Origin of the sequence: Mitsuaria sp. CC2, from assembly GCF_048957715.1 — a bacterium.
Lineage (GTDB): Bacteria > Pseudomonadota > Gammaproteobacteria > Burkholderiales > Burkholderiaceae_C > Roseateles.
The window spans coordinates 249,154-267,493 of record NZ_JARVXN010000013.1 but is presented as its reverse complement, the minus strand read 5'-3'; the positions used below and the strand labels follow the sequence as shown (position 1 = coordinate 267,493).

Below are 18,340 nucleotides of genomic sequence, written 5' to 3'. Positions count from 1 at the left end.
TGCCCTTCCTGCCCTTACCTGCTCTTCTCCTGGAGTCTCCTGCGTTGTCGCGAAAACCTCTCACCCCAGGGCGTGCCGCCGTCGGGGCGGTCCTGCTGCTGCTGAGCGCGGCGCTGGGCCTGCCCACCGCGGCGCAGACACGCCCCGCGCCGCTGCCCGCCATGACGCCGGCATCGCCCGCCGTGCCGACCCAGCCGACCGTTCCGCCAGGCGCTCCGGCGACCGCCGCCAGCCAGGCGATCTCGTCCGCGCCGGTCTCGGCCAGCGCCCGCCGGCTCTATGACCGCAGCCGCGCGCAGCTGCTGCAGGTCCGCACGCTCTACAACGGCAGCCAGGCCTCGGTGGGTTCGGGCTTCGTGGTCAGCGCCGAAGGCCACGTGATCACCAACTACCACGTCATCAGCCAGCACGCGCTGGAGCCCGAGCGCTACCAGCTGAAGTTCCAGACGCCCGAGGGCGACGGCGGCGACATCGAGCTGCTGGACTTCGACGCCCGCCGCGACCTCGCGCTGTTGCGCATCGTGGCCAAGCCCGGCGACGCGAAGGCCGATCCCAAGGGCGTCGTCGCCCGCATGACCGGCACCCCGCTGGTGTTCCGCAAGGCCGAGCAGCCGCTGGCCAAGGGCGAGCGCATCTACTCGATGGGCAACCCGCACGACGTCGCCTTCGCCGTCGTCGAGGGCACCTACAACGGCCTGGTCGAGCGCAGCTTCGACCCGCTGATCTACTATTCCGGCTCGATCAACCCCGGCATGAGCGGCGGTCCGGTGATCGACGAGGACGGCGAGATCGTCGGCATCAACGTGTCGACCATGATCTTCGCGCAGCAGATGAGCTTCCTGGTCCCGGGCGAGCACGCGGCCGCGCTGCTCGCGCGCAGCCGCAACGCCACGCCGATCAAGGGCGCCGCCTGGCCCAAGCTGCGCCAGCAGCTGATGGCTTACCAGGACGAGCTCTCGCGCAATTTCCTGGCGCAGCCGTGGCGCACGCTGACGCATCCGCGCTACCGTTTCCCGATCCCGCAGGAGGAGTACATGCGCTGCTGGGGCAGCGGTTCCTCCGCCGACGAGCAGGGCCTGCAGATGCAGCGCACGCAGTGCCGGATGGAGCATGCGCTGTTCATCAGCGAGTCGCTGCAGACCGGCTACTTCGGCGTCACCGAGGAGGTCTACGACGGCAGCAAGCTGGGCGCGCTGCGTTTCTCGGCGATCTACTCGGCGAGCTTCCGCAACGAACGCCTCGGCGGCCCGGACCGCGACCGCACCGCGCCCTACTGCAAGGAGGACTTCGTCCAGCAGAAGGACGGTCCGCCGCTGCGCGCCGTCGCCTGCCTGCGGGCGTACCGCAAGCTGGAGGGCCTTTTCGACCTCACCGTGCTGGTCACCAACGTGGACGCCCCGACCGAAGGTGCCCTCGGCCGCTTCGACGCCCGCGGCGTCAGCTTCGCGAATGCCACCCAGCTGACGCGCCACTATCTCCAAGGATTCGCATGGACCACGCCGCGGTAATCGAGATCGTCGACCGGGACGGTCATTGCCGGGAGGTGCACAAGGTGCGCGCGTGGCCGCTGCGCATCGGGCGTTCGCCGGACTGCGACCTCGTCCTGTCGGACCCGCACCTGGCCGGCGCGCATGCGCTGCTGCATTGGGATCGCGGTGAACCCGCCGCTGACCTTGCCGCTGCACCCGGCACCGAACGCAGCGACGGGACGCCGGACGCGGGCGCCTCGCCGGCCGCCGACGGCCCGGTGCTGGAACTGCTGCCCAGCCAGAACGGCGCCTGGCTGGACGGACGCAGACTGGCGGCCGGCAGCCGCGCGGCATGGCCGTCCTCGGCCCTGCTGCAGATCGGCACGACGCGGCTGCGATTGCGCACCGCGCTGGATGCGCTGCCGGCCGAGAAGCCTCTGAACCGCGCCGACGAGCCGGTCAAGCGCGATGCGCGGCCGTCGTGGGCGCTGCCGGCGCTGCTGGTGCTGTGGGCCCTGATGCTGTGGGGCGCGAACTGGGCGGCCAACGACGGCTCCGCGAGCTGGGTCGACACGGTCAGCGCGCTGCTCGCGCCCATCGGCGTGGCGCTGATCTGGGCCGCGCTCTGGGCGCTCGTCACGCAGCTGTTCCGGCACTGGTTCGCGTTCGGCGCGCACCTGTGGCGGGCCCTGGTCGCCACCGTCGCGATGCAGCTGCTGGACCTGCTGCTGCCGCTGCTGGGCTACACGCTGAACGCCCCGCGCCTGTTGGCGCTGGAGCCGGTACTCATGTCGGTGGGCGCGGCGCTGCTGCTGTGGTGGCATGCGACCGTCGTGTGGCCGCGCGCCTCGCGCCGGGTGGCGGTGGGCATCGGCGCGATGTGCCTCGTGGGCCTGGCCCTGACCGTGGGACGTCGCACCGAGCAGCAGTACTGGCTGGGCCCGAGCTACATGGCCACGCTGGCGCCGCCGTCTCTTCGCCTGGTGTCGCCCAAGCCGGTCGACAGCTTCATCGACGGCATGGACAAGCTCGAGGCGCCGCTGCTGCGCCAGGCCGAGAAGCGCAACGAGCAGGCCGGCGGCAGCGGCGACAACGAAGAATGATCGAGGGGTGAGCGAGGCGTGATCCGGCCCGGCGGTCCTCAGTTGGCCGTCAGCCGCTTCTCCATGAAGACCGACAGCGGGTCCGCGGCATAGCTGCCGAAGGGCGCGCGTCGGTCGTACCCCAGCGTCTCGTAGAGCTTGAGGGCCTCGGGCTGGTGCACGCCGGTCTCCAGGCGCGCCAGTTCGATGCCTTTCGCCCTGAGATGGGATTCGAGCTCCTCCATCAGGACCTTGGAGATCCCGCGCCCCCGGAAGTGCGGCTGGACGAAGACCCGCTTGATCTCGCCGTACGGGCCTTCGGCGTCGTCGACGACCTTGACCGCGGCGCAGCCGGCCAGCCACTCCGCGAGCCACACGCCGATGAAGCGCACCTGGGGCTGCGCCAGGGCCTGCGCGTCCTCGAGGTGATTGCTCTCGCTCGGATAAAGGGCCGCCATGTACGCGTCAGACTGCGCCAGCAGGGACATCGCGGCGGGGCTGTGAGGGTCCAGGGGTTCGATCTGCATGCCACGAAGGTAGCAACCGATGTGCCCAGACGCACGGGATCCGTGAAAGACCCTGAAAAGCACTGCAAGCCGATGTTGGGCCTGCAGCGTCGTCATAAATGTGAAGCAAGCCGATAGGCCGGATTCTGTGCGCGGATCCTCTTGCGATTCCCCGCGTGACCGCCATTCCTCTGGGCCGGGCATCACTGCCCGGCTCGGTGCCACCTACCCGCCAGCTCTGCGAGCCGCATCGACGCTGGCCTACTTGGTGTTGCTGCGCGTAGAGATTGCCCGTTTCACCCGATGGCGGCTTGCGCCGCCATCGACTCGTCTCTGTTGCTCTGATCCTCGGCTTTCGCCGGGCAGCCGTTAGCTGCTACGCCGCTCTATGCAGTCCGGACCTTCCTCCAGTGCCGTGTTTCCACGATCGCACCAGCGGCGGTCTGGCTTGCTTCACGGGGGCGAGTTTACCCCGCGGGTCAGGCCTTGCCGGCCAGCACCGCTTCGATGGTCTTCTGCACCGCCAGCGCCTCGGCAAAGCCCGGCAGGCTGTGCGAGTGGCCGTCCAGCATCGCCGACCAGTGGCTGAGCTGGTCCGTCATGCCGTTCATGCGCAGCGTCTCCGCGTCGCCCATGCTCTGCACGCGTTCGCCCTGGCGCTGCTGCGTCACGCCGAACCAGTCGCGCAACTCGATCTCGCCCTCGCTGGCGCGCCACAGCATGCGGTTGTCGTCGGCGCGGTCGCCCTCCAGGCGCGCGCTGATCGCCACCGGCACGCCGCCGGCGACCAGTTCGGCCTCCACCGCCTGTTCCGAGCCGACGCCGTCGGCCGGGTAGTCGACCGTGCTGCGGACGACGCGGGCCGGTCCCAGCACCCGTTGCAGCACGAAGATGAAGTGCGACAGCACCTCGCGGGAGAAGCCGCCCTCGGCGCGCTGTGACAGCCACGCGCCGGCACCGGCCTGCCACGGCCGCGGCCAGGCCGAGAAGCGCAGGTCGATGCTGACGCCGTGCAGGGCCCCCAGCGGCCGCCGCGATCCCGCACCAAAGGCCAGTTGCAGCTGCGCCAGCCCGGTCGACGAGGCCAGCGAGTAGTTGACGGCCGCCCGCTGGCGCTCGCGCTCGATGCGCTCGATGCAGGCGTGCGCGGCCGCGAAGTCGGTGGTCAGGGGCTTTTCGCACAGCACCGCGAGACCGGCGTCGAAGGCCTCTTCCGTCAAGGCGATGTGCGGTCCCGGCGGCGTCGCGATGTAGAGGCCGTGCAGACCCGGTTCCTGGATCAGCGCCTCGGCGCTGGTCGCCGCCCGCAGCAGCGGGTAGTGGGCCAGCGCCTGGGCCAGCACGGCCGGGTTCTCGTCCCAGACGCGGGTCACCCGCAGGCGGGCGTGCCCCGCCAGACGCGCCAGCATCCGCTGACCCATCACGCCCAGCCCGACCACCCCAATGCTCAATACGCCTGGCACCACGTTCCCCGCCCGAAGTTCCGCAAAAGTCCCGCAGTGTAGGGGCCCCGCTACACTGGCGACCGCCGTCCGGCCAACCCGGGCGGCCCGCGCACGCTTCCCCCGCAAGCGTCGTTCCCGGTCGGCATGACGGCCGGTCCCGCCGCTTGCCGGGCGTTATCGTCGGCGGCTTCCCGTCCGCACGCTCGCAACACACCCACGCATGAACCCCGAAGCCAGCCAACTGTGGCGCGCGCCGCGCTGGGCCCTCGCCATCCTGCTGGCCGCCCTGGCCACGGTGGGGCCGTTCTCGATCGACACCTACATCCCGGCCTTCGCCGGCATCGCGCAGGCGCTGGACGCCACACCGATCGAGATGCAGCAGACGCTGTCGGGCTATCTGCTCGGCTTCGCGGTGATGAACCTGTTCCACGGCGCGCTGTCGGACAGCTTCGGCCGGCGGCCGGTCGTGCTCTGGGGCATGGCCGTCTTCGCGCTGTCCTCGATGGGCTGCGCCCTGGCCGGCAGCATCGGCCAGCTGGTGTTCTGGCGCACGGTGCAGGGCCTGTCGGCCGGGGCAGGCGTCGTGGTCTCGCGCGCCATCATCCGCGACATGTTCCCGCCATCCGAGGCGCAGCGGGTGATGTCGCAGGTGACGATCTTCTTCGGCCTCGCGCCGGCGATCGCGCCCATGATCGGCGGTTTCCTCTACGTGCACGCCGACTGGCACGCGATCTTCTGGTTCCTGGTCTTCATCGGCGCGCTGCTGTTCGCGGTCACCTGGCGCCTGATGCCCGAGACGCTGCACCGCGACCACCGCCAGCCCTTCCGGGTCGGCTCGCTGATGCGGGGCTACCGTTCGCTGGTCGGCAGCCGGCGTTTCCTGCTGCTGGCGCTGGCCAGCGGCATCCCGTTCAACGGCATGTTCCTCTACGTGCTGGCGGCGCCGGTCTTCCTGGGCGAGCACCTGGGCCTGGCGCCGACGCAGTTCTTCATCTTCTTCCTGTTCAGCATCGGCGGGATCATGGGCGGCGCCTGGCTGAGCGGCCGACTGGCCGGCAAGATCGCGCCGCGCAAGCAGATCCGGCGCGGTTTCCTGATCATGGGCTTCACGTCCATCGCCAACGTCGTGTGCAACCTGACGCTGCCGCACAGCCCGTACTGGGCCTTCCCGCTGATCAGCAGCTTCGCGTTCGGCTGGGCCCTGATGGTGCCGGTGGTGACGCTGCTGGTGCTGGACCAGGCGCCGGAGCGCCGCGGCATGGCGTCGTCGCTGCAGGCCTGCATCGGCAGCGCCGCCAACGGCCTCGTCGCCGGCGTGCTGGTGCCGCTGGTGATGCATTCGATGCTGGCGCTGGCGGTGACGTCCGCCGCGATGATGTGCATCGGCCTGGCGGCCTGGACCTGGGTCAAGCGCGAGGTGTCCGCGGCGGCGGCCGTGCCGCCCACGCCGACGCCCGGCCCCGAGGCGTGACATCGCGACATCGTCCCGCCCTCAAGATGGCGGGCCAGGCTCCGAAATAGAAGGGCGATCCTTCTGTCCCCGGAGCCCCCTTCATGTCTGACCGTCCCGGATCCGGCGCCCTGCTGCCGGCGGCCCTCTGCCTGTTCCTGCTGTGGCCGGCAGCGTCCCGCGCGGCTGACGCGCCCGCGCCCGCTCCGAAAGGGGAAGTTTCCGGCGAACCACTGCGCGACCGCCTGGCGGACCGCCTGAAGGAGGACGCCGCCGCGCTCAAGCTGAGCACCAAGCCGGCGGGCGCGCCCCCGGAGGTCAAGACCAGCAACCCGGTCGACCAGCGCGCCCGCCGCGCCGCCAAGCCCGCCGCCGCGGCATCCGGCGCGAAGTCGTCGACGCCCTGGTCCTACACCGGCGAGGGCGCCCCCGACAAATGGGGTCAGCTGCAGCCCGAATTCCGCCAGTGCGCGATCGGCACCCGCCAGAGTCCGATCGACCTGCGCGACACGATCAAGGTCGATCAGGAGCGCATCCAGTTCGACTACAAGCCCAGCAGTTTCTCGGTGGTCGACGACGGCCACACGATCCAGGTGAACGTGGCGCCGGGCAACGGCCTGACGATCATGGGTCGTCGGTACGAGTTGCAGCAATTCCATTTCCACCGCCCCAGCGAGGAACGCATCAACGGCCGCCAGTACGACATGGTGGCGCATCTGGTCCACAAGGATGCCGGCGGACGCGAGGCCACGGTGGCGGTGCTGCTGGAACGCGGCCAGGACCAGGCGCTGATCCAGACGGTGTGGAACCACCTGCCGCTGGAACGGGGTGACACCTACACCGCGCCGGTGCCCATCGACCTGACCCAGCTGCTGCCCAAGGACCAGGGTTATTTCTCGTACATGGGGTCGATGACGACGCCGCCCTGCACCGAAGGCGTGCTGTGGCTGGTGCTGCGCCAACCCGTCCAGGTCTCGGCGCAACAGATCTCGGTGTTCTCACACCTGTACCCGATGAATGCCCGCCCTCTGCAGGCGCCGTCGGGCCGCCTGATCAAGGAATCGAACTGACGACATCACGCAAGCCGCGAGGGGGCAGGGCCCTCGGGACGCTGACCGACTGAGCCGCGGAAGAAGGATGTTCCGCTTGGGGCCGAGGGCGTGGGATCCACGCCCCGGCCCTTTTCTTTGGGCCTTTCGCGCCGTTCAGGGAAGGGCGTGGAAGCCCAGGAACATGTCGGTCGCCGAGTCGGCCACCTGCCGCTGCTGCGCCTTGTCCAGCGGCGGCTGCCCCATCGTGATCTGCGGCCAGAACGCGAAGCCCTTCACCAGCGCCTGCAGCTGCGAGGCGGCGAACGCCGGATCTCCTGGCTTGAGCCGGCCGTCGGCCATCGCTGCGCGTATCCACACGGTCAGCGCTTCCTCGCGGCCGCCGAGCCGGCACAGCATCTCCCGCGCCCGCTGCGGCGCATGGATCGCCTCGGCGATCAGCACCCGCGCCAGGTCCAGGAACTGCGGGTCGTCGCTCATCGCGAGCTTCTGCTCGACCAGCGTCAGCAGTTGCTCGCGCAACGGCAGGTCGGCGCGGTAGGTCAGCTTCAGCGTCGCCTCGGTCGCGACCCACAGCCGCTCCAGGATCGCGTCGAACAGGGCGTCCTTGCCGCTGAAGTGGTTGTAGACGGTCCGCTTGGAAACCTGCGCGCGACCCGCGATACGGTCCATGTTCGCGACCTCGAAACCGTGCTCGCGGAACTCGGCGATCGCCGCGTCGACGATCGCCTGCCGCTTGCGGTCGGTCAGCCGCGTGCGCTCCGCCTCGCCGATGGCGGTGAGGTCTTCGGGAGTCGGCGCGGATTGGGGCACGGCGTCGTCGGAAGTCATGGGCAGAATCTTACACCGGGGAGTTTACTTTTCAGATTCCACGCTCTAGACTCCAGAAAAACTACACTGTGTAGTGCAAGTTTCAGATGAGCCTTCCCTCTCCCCGACGCCCTGTCGCTCGTTCCGTCCGCACCGCCCGCGCGCTGCGTCCGCTCACCGTGCTGAGCGGCCTTGCCGCCGTCCTGATTGTTGGAGCCCTTGCCATGACCGCTTCCCGCGTGATGTCCTCCCCCGCCGTGGTGCCCGCCAATGGCGCCACCGCTCCTGCTCAGGAGGGCACCCAGCCGTCCCTGGAGCAGTCGCCCCAATGGGCGAAGGGCCAGTTCCGCAACCCCGCCGTGGAGCCCGAGCAGGGCTTCTGGAAGACGATGGGCATCATGTGGGACTTCATGTTCCACAAGCCTGCCGGCACCGCGCCGGATGCGCCCATCGAGGTGAGGGCGCTGACGAAGGACCAGCTGCTGGCGGCGCCGGACCGGACGCTGTTCCGTCTCGGACACTCGACGGTGCTGCTGAAGCTGCGCGGACGCTTCTGGCTGACGGATCCGGTGTTCTCGGAGCGCGCGTCGCCGTTCTCGTTCATGGGTCCGAAGCGCTTCCATGCCCCGCCGATCGCGCTCGACGAATTGCCCGAGATCGAGGCGGTCATCCTGTCGCACGACCATTACGACCACCTCGACCACGACACCGTGCTCGCGCTCGCGCCCAAGGTGCGCCACTTCGTGACGCCGCTGGGCGTGGGTCAGCGCCTGATCGACTGGGGCGTGCCCGCGGCCAAGGTGCAGCAGTTCGACTGGTGGCAGGGCACCTCGATCGCCGGCGTCCAGTTGACGGCGACGCCGGCGCAGCATTTCTCCGGCCGCAGCCTGAGCGACCGCAACTCGACGCTGTGGGCCTCGTGGGTGCTGATCGATGACGATCTGCGCGTTTTCTTCAGCGGCGACACCGGCTACTTCGACGGCTTCAAGGCGATCGGCGAGCGTTTCGGACCGTTCGACCTGACGCTGATGGAAACCGGCGCCTACGACCCGCGCTGGCCGTACGTGCACATGCAGCCGGAGCAGACCATGCAGGCGCACGTCGACCTGAAGGGCAAGCGCCTGCTGCCCATCCACAACGGCACTTTCGACCTGGCGATGCACCGCTGGCAGGACCCCTTCGAGCGCATCAGCGCGCTGGCGCGGCTGCGCAACGTCGAGCTGGTGACGCCGGTGATCGGTGCCCCCCTGGCGATCGAGCAGCCGGGGCCGACGCCGCAATGGTGGCAGGGGGCCGCGGTGAGTGCGCCGGAGGCCGGAATGGCTGGCGAGCCGGCGGCGTCGGCGGTCGGTCGCTGAACGAGGGCTATCAGCGGCTCACCTAGAGGTGTCCTCGGGTCAGCCAAGGCTCCAGGTCTTGAAGGCCACGTACGTCCCGTACTGGCCGAGCAGGTCGCTGCGGCGTTCCTCGTTCCACACCTTCAGAATCTTCTTGGCCATCACCACTGGCGGCGGCACTCGATCGGCGCGGGCCAAGCCCGCGACCGTGCGCACCCGGCGAACGGTCTGAATCTGGACGATCTTCGTCACGATGGGACGTTCCGCCGTCTTCTTGGCGTAAGCCTCCAAGCCCAGACCGAAGGCGAGCGTGTACTTGAGAAGGTCGGGACCGGACGGCGCCACGTCGAACCGGATCATGTACTTCTCGATGAAAGGGGTGACGTCCTTGAGCATGTAATGCGGGCTGTTCCGGTTGGACAGCACCTCGCTGCCGTATGCCTCCAGATTGCGCAGCACCAGTTCCTCCAGTGGAAACGTGATGCCCACGATCTCCTGGTCGTCAATGGCCCTGCCGGGACAGGCGATGGCGTAGCAGGTTGCGACATCAGTGCTGTCGGCGAAGCTCGACACGATGATCGAGAACATCTGCCGATAGGTAGAGGGGCTGGTCGTAGCGGAATCCGTGGCCATCTGAACCGGGCAAGAAAAAAGGCACGGAGAACCGTGCCTTGATCGTGGAGGCGCGGGGCTCAGAAGTCGTCGTACGTGCGAGACAACGCGAACGGCTGGTCGCACAGTCTTTCGATCAATGCCGTTGACGAGTTCGTTCCGCCGGCGCCGCCAACCGCAGCCGCCCACGCCTGCTGGGCGGCGAGCAGCGTCTCGCCCAACTCAACCGAGTTGGCGAAGCTCTCGCCCAAGGCGATGGCACGTTGTTCAAAGTCCGCGTTCTGCACGATTCGCTCCAGAAAAGGGCCTTACCCTGGAAACGAATATACGCCAGCGGGAAGCGGCCCTCAGAGGTTGCCACAAGGCCTCGGTTGGGGGCGAACCAAACGCCAGCTGCAGAACACCGCTTGTCTGCGCGAAGCTCCCGCAACGCCCCTCCCTCCCCCAAAGCCCGGCCTGGCCGGGCTTTTTGCATGGCCCCCACTTTTCCACCACCGCGGGGCCGTTTCGGACCGCTTGAAGGGGGGCGTCGTTGCCGCCGGCCCCGCTTTTCGGTGCGACCCGTCCGAAGCGGCTGTCCCGGTTTCGTGTGGGTACGACAGCCCCTTTGAGTTGATCCATCACTTGCACAGCAGTTCTTAAGTCCTTCATTTTGAACAACTTTTATTTCATGCACTGGCTTGATAATGGGAGCTAAGTAATTGATTTGATTGGGAAAAAAGCCAAATTTCCTTGACCGCCCTCCAACCCGCCATTAAAGTGGGAGAAAGTGCAATTCGGTGGGGCAAAGTGGCGAATGTCGTGTTTCAGGGGGCGAGTGCCTTGGCGTTGGACGCCAAGGGGCGCTTGACCGTCCCTGCGCGTCACCGCGATGTGCTTCAGGCGCTGTGCGGCGGCCAGCTCACGCTGACCAAGCACCCCGAAGGCTGCCTGATGGTCTTCCCCCGTCCCGCCTGGGAACAGTTCCGCGACAAGGTCGCCGCGCTGCCCATGTCCGCCGCCGGCTGGAAGCGCGTGTTCCTCGGCAATGCCCAGGACGTCGAGATCGATGCCGCCGCCCGCGTGCTGATCGCCCCCGAACTGCGCACCGCGGCCGGCCTGCAGAAGGACACGATGCTGCTCGGCATGGGCAGCCACTTCGAACTCTGGGACGCCCAGACCTACGCCGCCCATGAGGCCGCCGTCATGCAGTCCGAGATGCCGGCCGTGCTCCAAGACTTCAGCTTCTGACCGTCATGAGCGAGCAGTCCCCCGCCACCCCCGCCTTCTCCCACACCACCGTGCTGCTGCACGAGACGGTGGACGGCGTCTTCACGACCCCCGACGGCCTGTACGTGGACGGCACCTTCGGGCGCGGCGGCCATTCGCGCCTGCTGCTGTCGCGGCTGGGGGAGAAAGGGCGGTTGATCGCCATCGACCGCGACCCCGAAGCGGTCGCGGCCGCGACGACCGGACCAACGCGGGTCGACGACCCGCGTTTCCACATCTGCCACAGCGCGTTCGCCGACATGGCCGCGCAACTCGACGCGCTGGGCATCGCGCAGGTCGACGGCATCCTGCTGGACCTGGGCGTCTCCAGCCCTCAGATCGACAACCCGGAGCGCGGCTTCAGTTTCCGCTTCGACGGTCCCCTCGACATGCGCATGGACACGACGCGGGGCGAGAGCGCCGCGGAGTTCATCGCCCGCGCGGAGGTGGATCAACTCGCACAGGTGATCCGCGACTATGGTGAAGAACGGTTTGCTCTCCCGATTGCAAAGGCGCTTGTGGCTCGCCGGGAAGGCGGGCGCCCTGTTCTCACAACCGCCGAGCTTTCCCAGGTCGTGGCTGGTGCAGTCAAAACCCGCGAGCCGGGCAAGGACCCTTCGACGCGCACATTTCAGGCTCTACGGATATTCGTCAACGCCGAGCTTGAAGAGCTGCAGCAGGGGCTGAACGCGGCGCTGTCCAAGCTGAAGCCGGGCGGCCGGCTGGCGGTCATCAGCTTCCACTCCCTGGAAGACCGCATCGTCAAGAACTTCATCGCCGAGCACAGCAAGGAAGTGTTCGACCGCCGCGCCCCGTTCGCCGAGCCCAAGCCGCAGCCGCTGCGCGCCATCGCGCGCATCAAGCCGAGCGAGGCGGAGGTGTCGGCCAATCCGCGCGCGCGCTCGTCCATCCTGCGCGTGGCCGAACGCACCGACGCGCCGCTGCCGCCGCCGGTCCCGGCAGACACCGGCAAGCGCAGGAAGGGAGGCCGCAAATGATCGGCCGCCTCAACCTCCTGCTGATCGCCGCCGTGATGGTCTCCGGCGTCTACATGGTGCGCAGCGCCTATGACTCGCGCCGCCTGTTCACCGAGCTCGACCGCGCGCAGACCGAGGGCCGCCGGCTCGAGGCCGACTACCAGAAGCTGATGGCCGACCGCCAGGCGCAGGCGACCAACCTGCGCGTCGAGCAGGTCGCGCGCGAGCGGCTGAAGATGCGTCCGATCTCGCCGGCGATCACCTTCAATCCCGACGCGCCGGCGATCGAGGCGAGCGGCGTCCGCGGCCGCCCGCTGGCGAATGCGCAGGGGTCGGCGCAAGGGTCGGCGCAAGGAGCGGCCCGATGATCGGCAAGCTCCGCAGGAAGCTGGGCAACAGCGCCCGCAACGCGTCTCGCAATGCCGCCAGAAACGGCGTGACGCGCGGCGTCAGCTATTCGAGCAGCCCGCTGCTGGCGTCGAAGACGCCGCCGTGGCGCTCGCGTTTCCTGGTCGCGCTGGTGGGGCTCGCCTTCACCGGCCTGCTGGCGCGCGCGGCCTACATCCAGCTGATCGGCGAGGACTTCTTCCAGCGTCAGGGCGAGGCCCGTTACGCGCACAAGATGGAGCGGCCCGCCAGCCGCGGCAAGATCAGCGACCGCGGCGGCCAGGTGCTCGCCGCCAGCGTCGCCGTGCCCTCGATCTGGGCCTTCCCGAAGGAAGTCGATACCGACCCCGACAAGCGCCGCCAGCTCGCGAAGCTGCTGGACATGTCGCGCGCGGAGCTCGACAAGCGCCTGGATCCGGCCAACCGCTTCGTCTTCCTGCGCCGTCAGGCGGACGACGAGACCGCGCGCAAGATCAAGGAACTCGGTCTCAAGGGCGTGTTCCAGGACCGCGAATACAAGCGCCAATATCCCGAAGGCGAAGCCGCCGCGCACATCGTCGGCTTCACCAACATCGAAGAGCAGGGCCAGGAAGGCATCGAGCTCGCGTTCCAGAAGGACCTGCAGGGCCGCGACGGGTCGCGCTCGGTCGTGCGCGACCGGCTGGGCCGCGTCGTCGAGGACATCGGCGAGCGCGTCCCCGAGACCAACGGCAAGGACATCGAGCTGTCGATCGACGCCAAGGTCCAGTTCTTCGCCTACCAGCGCGTGCGCGACGCGGTGGCGGAGAACAAGGCCAAGGCGGGGTCGGTGGTGGTGCTGGACGCGCGCACCGGCGAGATCCTGGCGCTGGCCAACTTCCCCAGCTACGACCCGGGCCACCGGCAGAACCTGTCCGGCGAGCAGCTGCGCAACCGCGCGCTGACCGACGTGTTCGAGCCCGGCTCGACGATGAAGCCGTTCACCGCCGGCCTCGCGCTGGAGACCGGCCGCGTGCGTCCCGACACGCTGCTCAGCACCGGTCCGCGCAGCGTGGTGATCTCGGGCTGGTCGCCGACCGACGCGCACCCGCACGGCGACCTGACCGTGCAGCAGGTGATCCAGAAGTCCAGCAACATCGGCGCGGCGCGGCTCGCGCTGATGATGCAGCCGCGCGAGATGCACGAGATGTTCACCGCGATCGGCCTGGGCCAGCGGCCGCAGATCGACTTCCCCGGTGCGGTGACCGGCAAGCTGCGTCCGTGGAAGAGCTGGCGGCCGATCGAGCAGGCGACGATGAGCTACGGCTACGGGCTGTCCGCGTCGCTGCTGCAGCTGGCGCGCGCCTACACGGTCTTCGCGCGTGAAGGCGACATCATCCCGATCACGATGACCAAGCGTCCGGCCGACCAGCCGGTGAACGGGATCAAGGTCTTCAGTCCCAAGGTCGCCGCGGAGATCCGCGGGATGCTGCAGATGGCGGCCGGCCCCGGCGGCACCGCGCCGCAGGCGATGGTCCCGGGCTACAGCGTCGGCGGCAAGTCCGGCACGGCGCACAAGCAGGAAGGCAAGGGCTACGCGAGCCACAAATACCGTTCGTGGTTCGTGGGCATCGCGCCGATTTCCAAGCCGCGCATCATCGTGGCGGTGATGGTCGACGAGCCGAAGAACGGTCAGTACTTCGGCGGCGCGGTCGCGGGTCCGGTGTTCAGCCAGGTCGTGGCGCAGACGCTCAGATTGCTGGGCGAGCCGCCGGACCTCGACGTCAAGCCGCAGATCGTGGCGCAGCAGCGGCTGCAAGCCGTCGACGAGAGTTTCTGAGCGGGCACGAACCATGTTGATGCATCTCAAATCCCCCGAAGCTGCCGCCCGCTGGTTGCAGGAATGGACCCCGAGCGGCCAGCTGCGCACGGACAGCCGCGCCGTGGGCGCGGGCGACGCGTTCATCGCGTGGCCGGGTTATGCGAAGGACGCGCGTCAGTTCGTCGCCGGCGCGCTGGCAGCCGGCGCCGCGACCGCGCTGGTCGAACACGCCGGCGCGGCGGAGTACGGTTTCACCGACGCGCGCATCGCGTCGCTGCCGGACCTCAAGCTGAACTGCGGCCGCATCGCGTCGGCGTTCTACGGCGAACCGAGCCAGCGCCTGAACGTGCTCGCCGTGACCGGCACCAACGGCAAGACCTCGAGCGCCTGGTGGATCGCGCAGGCGCTGACGCTGCTGGGCTCGCGCTGCGGCGTGATCGGCACGCTGGGCGTCGGACAGCCGCCGGTGCCCGGCGCGCTGCCAGGCACCGCGACCGCCGCGTCGATCGAAGCCACCGGCTTGACGACGCCCGATCCCGTCCGGCTGCAGGAAGCCTTCAAGCGCATGGCCGACGACGGTTTCGGCGCGTGCGCGATCGAGGCGTCGTCCATCGGCATCGAGGAACACCGGCTGACCGGCACCACCCTCCAGGTCGCGCTGTTCACCAATTTCACGCAGGACCACCTGGACTACCACGGTGGCATGGACGCCTACTGGGTGGCCAAGCGCAAGCTGTTCGACTGGGACGGCCTGAAGGCCGCGGTGCTCAACATCGACGATCCGAAGGGCGTCGAACTCGCCGCCGAGCTGCGCGCTGCCGGCCAGCTCGACGTGTGGACCTACGGGCTCAACCGCGCCGATGCGCGCCTGAGCGCCGTCGACCTGCGCCATGACGCCAGCGGCCTCGCGTTCACGCTGCGCGAGGGCGCCGCGTCGGTGCCGGTGCAGACCGGCCTGATCGGCGACTACAACGTGTCCAACCTGCTCGGCGTGATCGCCGGGCTGCGGGCGCTGGGCCATGGGCTCGACGACATCGCGGGCGTCGCCGCGCTGGTGACGCCGGTGCCCGGTCGCATGCAACGCGTCGGCAGCGGCCGTGAGCTGCCGCAGCTGGTGGTCGACTACGCGCACACGCCCGACGCGCTGGAGAAGGCGCTGAGCGCGCTGCAACCGCTGGCCGCCGCGCGCGGCGGCGAGCTGCGCGTCGTGTTCGGCTGCGGCGGCGACCGCGATCCGACCAAGCGCCCGTTGATGGGCGCGATCGCCGCCCGGCTGGCCGCGCATGTCGTGCTGACCAGCGACAACCCGCGCACCGAGGATCCGCTGAAGATCCTCGCCGACATCGAGGCCGGTCTGCCGGCGGGCGCCGCGCGTGAAGTGATCGCCGACCGCGCCGCGGCGATCTCGCGCGCCGTCGACCAGGCGGGCGCGCGCGACGTCGTGCTGGTCGCCGGCAAGGGTCACGAGGACTACCAGGAGATCCACGGCGAACGCCGCGCGTTCTCCGACGTGCAGGCGGCGCGCGCCGCTCTGATCGAGAGGGCGGGACTGTGATGCTGACGCTCGCACGCGCCTTCGACCTGCTGTCGCCGCTGCTGCCGGCCGCGACGCTGGTGGGCGACCCGTCCACGCCGCTGCTGCGCGTGCACACCGACACGCGCTCGCTGCGCGCGGGCGACCTGTTCGTCGCGCTGCGCGGCGAGCGTTTCGACGCGAACGACTTCCTCGCGCAGGCGAAAGCCTCCGGCGCCGCCGCGGCCATCGCCGAGCGCGGCCTGGCCGAGACCGGCCTGCCGGGCCTGCTCGTGCCTGATGCGAAGACCGCGCTGGGCCTGCTCTCTCAGGCCTGGCGCGAACAGCACCATCTGCCGGTGATCGCCGTCACCGGGAGCAACGGCAAGACCACGGTGACGCAGATGATCGCGTCCATCCTGCGCGCCTGGCTGGGCGATGCGGCGATGCTCGCGACCGAGGGCAACTTCAACAACGAGATCGGCGTGCCGCTCACGCTGCTGCGCCTGCGCCAGAACGAGGCCGCGTGGCATCGCGCCGCGGTCGTCGAACTCGGCATGAACCACCCCGGCGAGATCGCGCCGCTGGCCGCGATGACGCAGCCGACGGTGGCGCTGGTGAACAACGCGCAGCGCGAGCATCAGGAGTTCATGCACACCGTCGAGGCGGTGGCGCGCGAGAACGGCGCCGTGATCGGCGCACTCGGCACGGCCGGCGTCGCGGTGTTCCCGGCCGAGGATCCGTGCGCGCCGGTGTGGCAGTCGCAGGCCGTGGGCCGCGCGACGCTCACCTTCGCGCTGCAGGGCCAGGCCGACGTGATGGGCCGCGCCCAATGGGTCGCGCCGACCGACGCGAGCGTCGCCGCCGGCAGTGCGGGCCACTGGGCGATCGAGATCCTCACCCCCGCCGGGGCCATCCCCGTCGCGCTGGCGATGGCGGGCCAGCACAACGTGCGCAACGCGCTGGCCGCCGCGGCCTGCACGCTGGCCGCGGGCGCGCCGCTCGCGGCGATCCGCGACGGGCTGCAGTCGTTCAAGGCCGTGAAGGGCCGCTCCGCGCTGCAGACGGCGGTGTGGCAGGGCCGTCGCATCACGCTGATCGACGACAGCTACAACGCCAACCCCGACAGCGTCCGCGCCGCCATCGACGTCCTGGCTGAACTGCCCGGCACGTCGTGGCTGATCCTCGGCGACATGGGTGAAGTGGGCGAGCAGGGCCCCGCCTTTCACGAGGAAGTCGGCGCCCACGCGGCCGACCAGGGTCTGGCGGCGCTGTGGACCGCCGGCGTCGCCGCGCGCGACGCCGCGACCGCCTACGGCACCGGCGCCCGTGCCTTCGACACCGTCGCCGACCTGATCGCCGCGCTGAAGGACGCGCCGCAGGACGCCCCGCAAGTGCAGAACATCCTGGTCAAGGGTTCGCGCTTCATGAAGATGGAACAGATCGTGGCCGCCTTGCAGTCCGGCGGCCCAGGAGAACCCCATGCTGCTTAGTCTGGCCCAATGGCTGCAGGCCAATTACTCTGAACTCGGGTTCCTCCGCGTCTTCAACTACATCACCTTCCGCGCGGTGATGGCGGCGCTGACGGCGCTGCTGATCGGCCTGGCCTTCGGCCCCTGGGTGATCCGCCGCCTGACCGAACTCAAGATCGGCCAGCCGATCCGCGAGTACGGCGTGCAGCAGCATCTGGCCAAGAGCGGCACGCCGACCATGGGCGGCGTGCTGGTGCTGATCGGCATCGGCGTGTCGACGCTGCTGTGGTTCGACTGGTCCAACCGCTTCGTCTGGGTGGTGATGCTGGTGACCATGGGCTTCGGCCTGATCGGCTGGGTCGACGACTACCGCAAGGTGGTCAACAAGGACCCCGAGGGCATGCGCAGCCGCGAGAAGTTCCTGTGGCAATCGATCATCGGCCTGATCGCGGCGATCTACCTGGCCTTCAGCGTGTCGGAGACCAGCTTCCTGGGCGTCGTGCAGCTGTTCTTCCGCTGGGTCACGAGCGGCTTCTCGACCGAGCTGCCGCCCAAGGCCGACCTGATGCTGCCGTTCTTCAAGTCGATCAGCTACCCGCTGGGCGTGTTCGGCTTCATCGGGCTGTCCTACCTGGTCATCGTCGGCACCAGCAACGCGGTGAACTTCACCGACGGCCTGGACGGCCTGGCGATCATGCCGGTGGTGATGGTGGGCTCGGCGCTGGGCGTCTTCGCGTACGTGACGGGCTCGTCGGTGTACAGCCGCTACCTGCTGTTCCCCTACATTCCGGGCGCCGGCGAGCTGCTGATCTTCTGCGCCGCGCTCGCCGGCGCGGGGCTGGCCTTCCTGTGGTTCAACGCGCATCCGGCGCAGGTGTTCATGGGCGACGTGGGCGCGCTGGCGCTGGGCGGCGGCCTGGGCACGCTGGCGGTCATCACGCGCCAGGAGATCGTGCTCGGCATCATGGGCGGCGTCTTCGTCGCCGAGGTGCTGTCGGTGATGCTCCAGGTGACCTGGTTCAAGTACACGAAGAAGAAGTACGGGGAAGGGCGGCGCATCTTCAAGATGGCGCCGCTGCATCACCACTTCGAGAAGTCGGGCTGGAAGGAGACGCAGGTCGTCATCCGGTTCTGGATCATCACGATGCTGCTGTGCCTGGTCGGCCTGGCCAGCCTGAAGCTGCGCTGAGCGGGAACGGAACG

Annotated in this window: 17 protein-coding genes and 1 other RNA gene; 12 read left to right on the top strand and 6 right to left on the bottom strand. The window is 69.2% G+C overall.

The genetic code is table 11. From position 1 onward, the window contains the following. Positions 1 to 44: 44 nt before the first annotated feature. Positions 45 to 1,508: a trypsin-like peptidase domain-containing protein gene (locus tag PV762_RS08925; RefSeq protein ID WP_421034669.1), complete on the top strand. Its 1,464-nt coding sequence runs from the start codon at positions 45 to 47 to the stop codon at positions 1,506 to 1,508. Continuing rightward, positions 1,490 to 2,572, top strand: coding sequence for an FHA domain-containing protein (locus PV762_RS08920; protein ID WP_421034668.1), 1,083 nt, complete (start codon positions 1,490 to 1,492; stop codon positions 2,570 to 2,572). The genes PV762_RS08925 and PV762_RS08920 overlap by 19 nt, the downstream gene beginning before the upstream one ends. 38 nt (positions 2,573 to 2,610) lie before the next feature. Here PV762_RS08920 and PV762_RS08915 read toward each other — a convergent pair whose 3' ends face one another. The 3 genes from PV762_RS08915 to PV762_RS08905 form a co-directional block, all read right to left on the bottom strand. After that, the gene (locus tag PV762_RS08915; protein WP_421034667.1) at positions 2,611 to 3,078 is read right to left on the bottom strand and encodes a GNAT family N-acetyltransferase; all 468 of its coding nucleotides are present in this window, start codon (positions 3,076 to 3,078) and stop codon (positions 2,611 to 2,613) included. Between the two features lie 98 nt (positions 3,079 to 3,176). Next, positions 3,177 to 3,512: RNase P RNA component class A (gene rnpB / locus PV762_RS08910), an RNA gene on the bottom strand. 24 nt (positions 3,513 to 3,536) lie between these two features. Continuing rightward, on the bottom strand, positions 3,537 to 4,508 hold the full coding sequence (locus PV762_RS08905; RefSeq protein WP_421034666.1) for a Gfo/Idh/MocA family protein: 972 nt from the start codon (positions 4,506 to 4,508) through the stop codon (positions 3,537 to 3,539). 214 nt (positions 4,509 to 4,722) lie between these two features. Between PV762_RS08905 and PV762_RS08900 the strand changes: the two genes are divergently transcribed. Further along, positions 4,723 to 5,973 (top strand): multidrug effflux MFS transporter, encoded by a 1,251-nt coding sequence (locus tag PV762_RS08900; RefSeq protein ID WP_421034665.1) that lies wholly within the window; start codon positions 4,723 to 4,725, stop codon positions 5,971 to 5,973. An 83-nt stretch (positions 5,974 to 6,056) separates the two neighbouring features. After that, positions 6,057 to 7,022, top strand: a complete 966-nt coding sequence (locus tag PV762_RS08895; protein ID WP_421034664.1) for a carbonic anhydrase — start codon at positions 6,057 to 6,059, stop codon at positions 7,020 to 7,022. Positions 7,023 to 7,157: 135 nt separating this feature from the next. Here PV762_RS08895 and PV762_RS08890 read toward each other — a convergent pair whose 3' ends face one another. After that, positions 7,158 to 7,832, bottom strand: coding sequence for a TetR/AcrR family transcriptional regulator (locus PV762_RS08890; RefSeq protein WP_421034663.1), 675 nt, complete (start codon positions 7,830 to 7,832; stop codon positions 7,158 to 7,160). 221 nt (positions 7,833 to 8,053) lie between these two features. On the opposite strand from PV762_RS08890, the gene PV762_RS08885 reads away from it, so the two are divergent. Then, a complete protein-coding gene (locus PV762_RS08885; RefSeq protein WP_421034834.1) occupies positions 8,054 to 9,169 on the top strand; it encodes an MBL fold metallo-hydrolase in 1,116 nt (371 codons plus the stop codon). A 39-nt stretch (positions 9,170 to 9,208) separates the two neighbouring features. Here PV762_RS08885 and PV762_RS08880 read toward each other — a convergent pair whose 3' ends face one another. After that, a complete protein-coding gene (locus tag PV762_RS08880) occupies positions 9,209 to 9,736 on the bottom strand; it encodes a hypothetical protein (protein WP_421034662.1) in 528 nt (175 codons plus the stop codon). A gap of 104 nt (positions 9,737 to 9,840) precedes the next feature. Beyond that, positions 9,841 to 10,047 carry a hypothetical protein gene (locus tag PV762_RS08875; RefSeq protein WP_421034661.1) on the bottom strand — a complete coding sequence of 69 codons (207 nt, stop codon included), beginning with the start codon at positions 10,045 to 10,047 and terminating at the stop codon, positions 9,841 to 9,843. A 514-nt stretch (positions 10,048 to 10,561) separates the two neighbouring features. On the opposite strand from PV762_RS08875, the gene mraZ reads away from it, so the two are divergent. From mraZ to mraY, 7 genes are read left to right on the top strand one after another with little or no spacing between them, the layout of a single operon-like run. After that, positions 10,562 to 10,990 carry a division/cell wall cluster transcriptional repressor MraZ gene (gene mraZ, locus PV762_RS08870; protein ID WP_421034660.1) on the top strand — a complete coding sequence of 143 codons (429 nt, stop codon included), beginning with the start codon at positions 10,562 to 10,564 and terminating at the stop codon, positions 10,988 to 10,990. A 5-nt stretch (positions 10,991 to 10,995) separates the two neighbouring features. Beyond that, positions 10,996 to 12,006: a 16S rRNA (cytosine(1402)-N(4))-methyltransferase RsmH gene (gene rsmH / locus PV762_RS08865; protein ID WP_421034659.1), complete on the top strand. Its 1,011-nt coding sequence runs from the start codon at positions 10,996 to 10,998 to the stop codon at positions 12,004 to 12,006. Next, entirely contained in the window at positions 12,003 to 12,353 is a 351-nt protein-coding gene (ftsL, locus tag PV762_RS08860) for a cell division protein FtsL (protein WP_421034658.1), read from the top strand. The genes rsmH and ftsL overlap by 4 nt, the downstream gene beginning before the upstream one ends. Further along, the gene (locus PV762_RS08855; protein ID WP_421034657.1) at positions 12,350 to 14,170 is read left to right on the top strand and encodes a peptidoglycan D,D-transpeptidase FtsI family protein; all 1,821 of its coding nucleotides are present in this window, start codon (positions 12,350 to 12,352) and stop codon (positions 14,168 to 14,170) included. Before ftsL ends, PV762_RS08855 begins: the two co-directional genes overlap by 4 nt. Before the next feature lie 13 nt (positions 14,171 to 14,183). Continuing rightward, a complete protein-coding gene (locus PV762_RS08850) occupies positions 14,184 to 15,707 on the top strand; it encodes a UDP-N-acetylmuramoyl-L-alanyl-D-glutamate--2,6-diaminopimelate ligase (protein WP_421034656.1) in 1,524 nt (507 codons plus the stop codon). Next, positions 15,707 to 17,158 (top strand): UDP-N-acetylmuramoyl-tripeptide--D-alanyl-D-alanine ligase, encoded by a 1,452-nt coding sequence (locus tag PV762_RS08845; protein WP_421034655.1) that lies wholly within the window; start codon positions 15,707 to 15,709, stop codon positions 17,156 to 17,158. The genes PV762_RS08850 and PV762_RS08845 overlap by 1 nt, the downstream gene beginning before the upstream one ends. Further along, a complete protein-coding gene (mraY, locus tag PV762_RS08840) occupies positions 17,148 to 18,326 on the top strand; it encodes a phospho-N-acetylmuramoyl-pentapeptide-transferase (protein WP_088406135.1) in 1,179 nt (392 codons plus the stop codon). Before PV762_RS08845 ends, mraY begins: the two co-directional genes overlap by 11 nt. Positions 18,327 to 18,340: the final 14 nt, after the last annotated feature.

What these genes read in the sequence shown, in the direction of transcription:
- PV762_RS08890 (WP_421034663.1), bottom strand. Translation starts at nt 7,832, where the DNA reads ATGACTTCCGACGACGCCGTGCCCCAATCCGCGCCGACTCCCGAAGAC.
- PV762_RS08855 (WP_421034657.1), top strand. Translation starts at nt 12,350, where the DNA reads ATGATCGGCAAGCTCCGCAGGAAGCTGGGCAACAGCGCCCGCAACGCG.
- rsmH (WP_421034659.1), top strand. Translation starts at nt 10,996, where the DNA reads ATGAGCGAGCAGTCCCCCGCCACCCCCGCCTTCTCCCACACCACCGTG.
- mraY (WP_088406135.1), top strand. Translation starts at nt 17,148, where the DNA reads ATGCTGCTTAGTCTGGCCCAATGGCTGCAGGCCAATTACTCTGAACTC.
- PV762_RS08850 (WP_421034656.1), top strand. Translation starts at nt 14,184, where the DNA reads ATGTTGATGCATCTCAAATCCCCCGAAGCTGCCGCCCGCTGGTTGCAG.
- PV762_RS08885 (WP_421034834.1), top strand. Translation starts at nt 8,054, where the DNA reads ATGTCCTCCCCCGCCGTGGTGCCCGCCAATGGCGCCACCGCTCCTGCT.
- PV762_RS08920 (WP_421034668.1), top strand. Translation starts at nt 1,490, where the DNA reads ATGGACCACGCCGCGGTAATCGAGATCGTCGACCGGGACGGTCATTGC.
- ftsL (WP_421034658.1), top strand. Translation starts at nt 12,003, where the DNA reads ATGATCGGCCGCCTCAACCTCCTGCTGATCGCCGCCGTGATGGTCTCC.
- PV762_RS08900 (WP_421034665.1), top strand. Translation starts at nt 4,723, where the DNA reads ATGAACCCCGAAGCCAGCCAACTGTGGCGCGCGCCGCGCTGGGCCCTC.
- PV762_RS08880 (WP_421034662.1), bottom strand. Translation starts at nt 9,736, where the DNA reads ATGTTCTCGATCATCGTGTCGAGCTTCGCCGACAGCACTGATGTCGCA.
- PV762_RS08895 (WP_421034664.1), top strand. Translation starts at nt 6,057, where the DNA reads ATGTCTGACCGTCCCGGATCCGGCGCCCTGCTGCCGGCGGCCCTCTGC.
- PV762_RS08845 (WP_421034655.1), top strand. Translation starts at nt 15,707, where the DNA reads ATGCTGACGCTCGCACGCGCCTTCGACCTGCTGTCGCCGCTGCTGCCG.
- PV762_RS08915 (WP_421034667.1), bottom strand. Translation starts at nt 3,078, where the DNA reads ATGCAGATCGAACCCCTGGACCCTCACAGCCCCGCCGCGATGTCCCTG.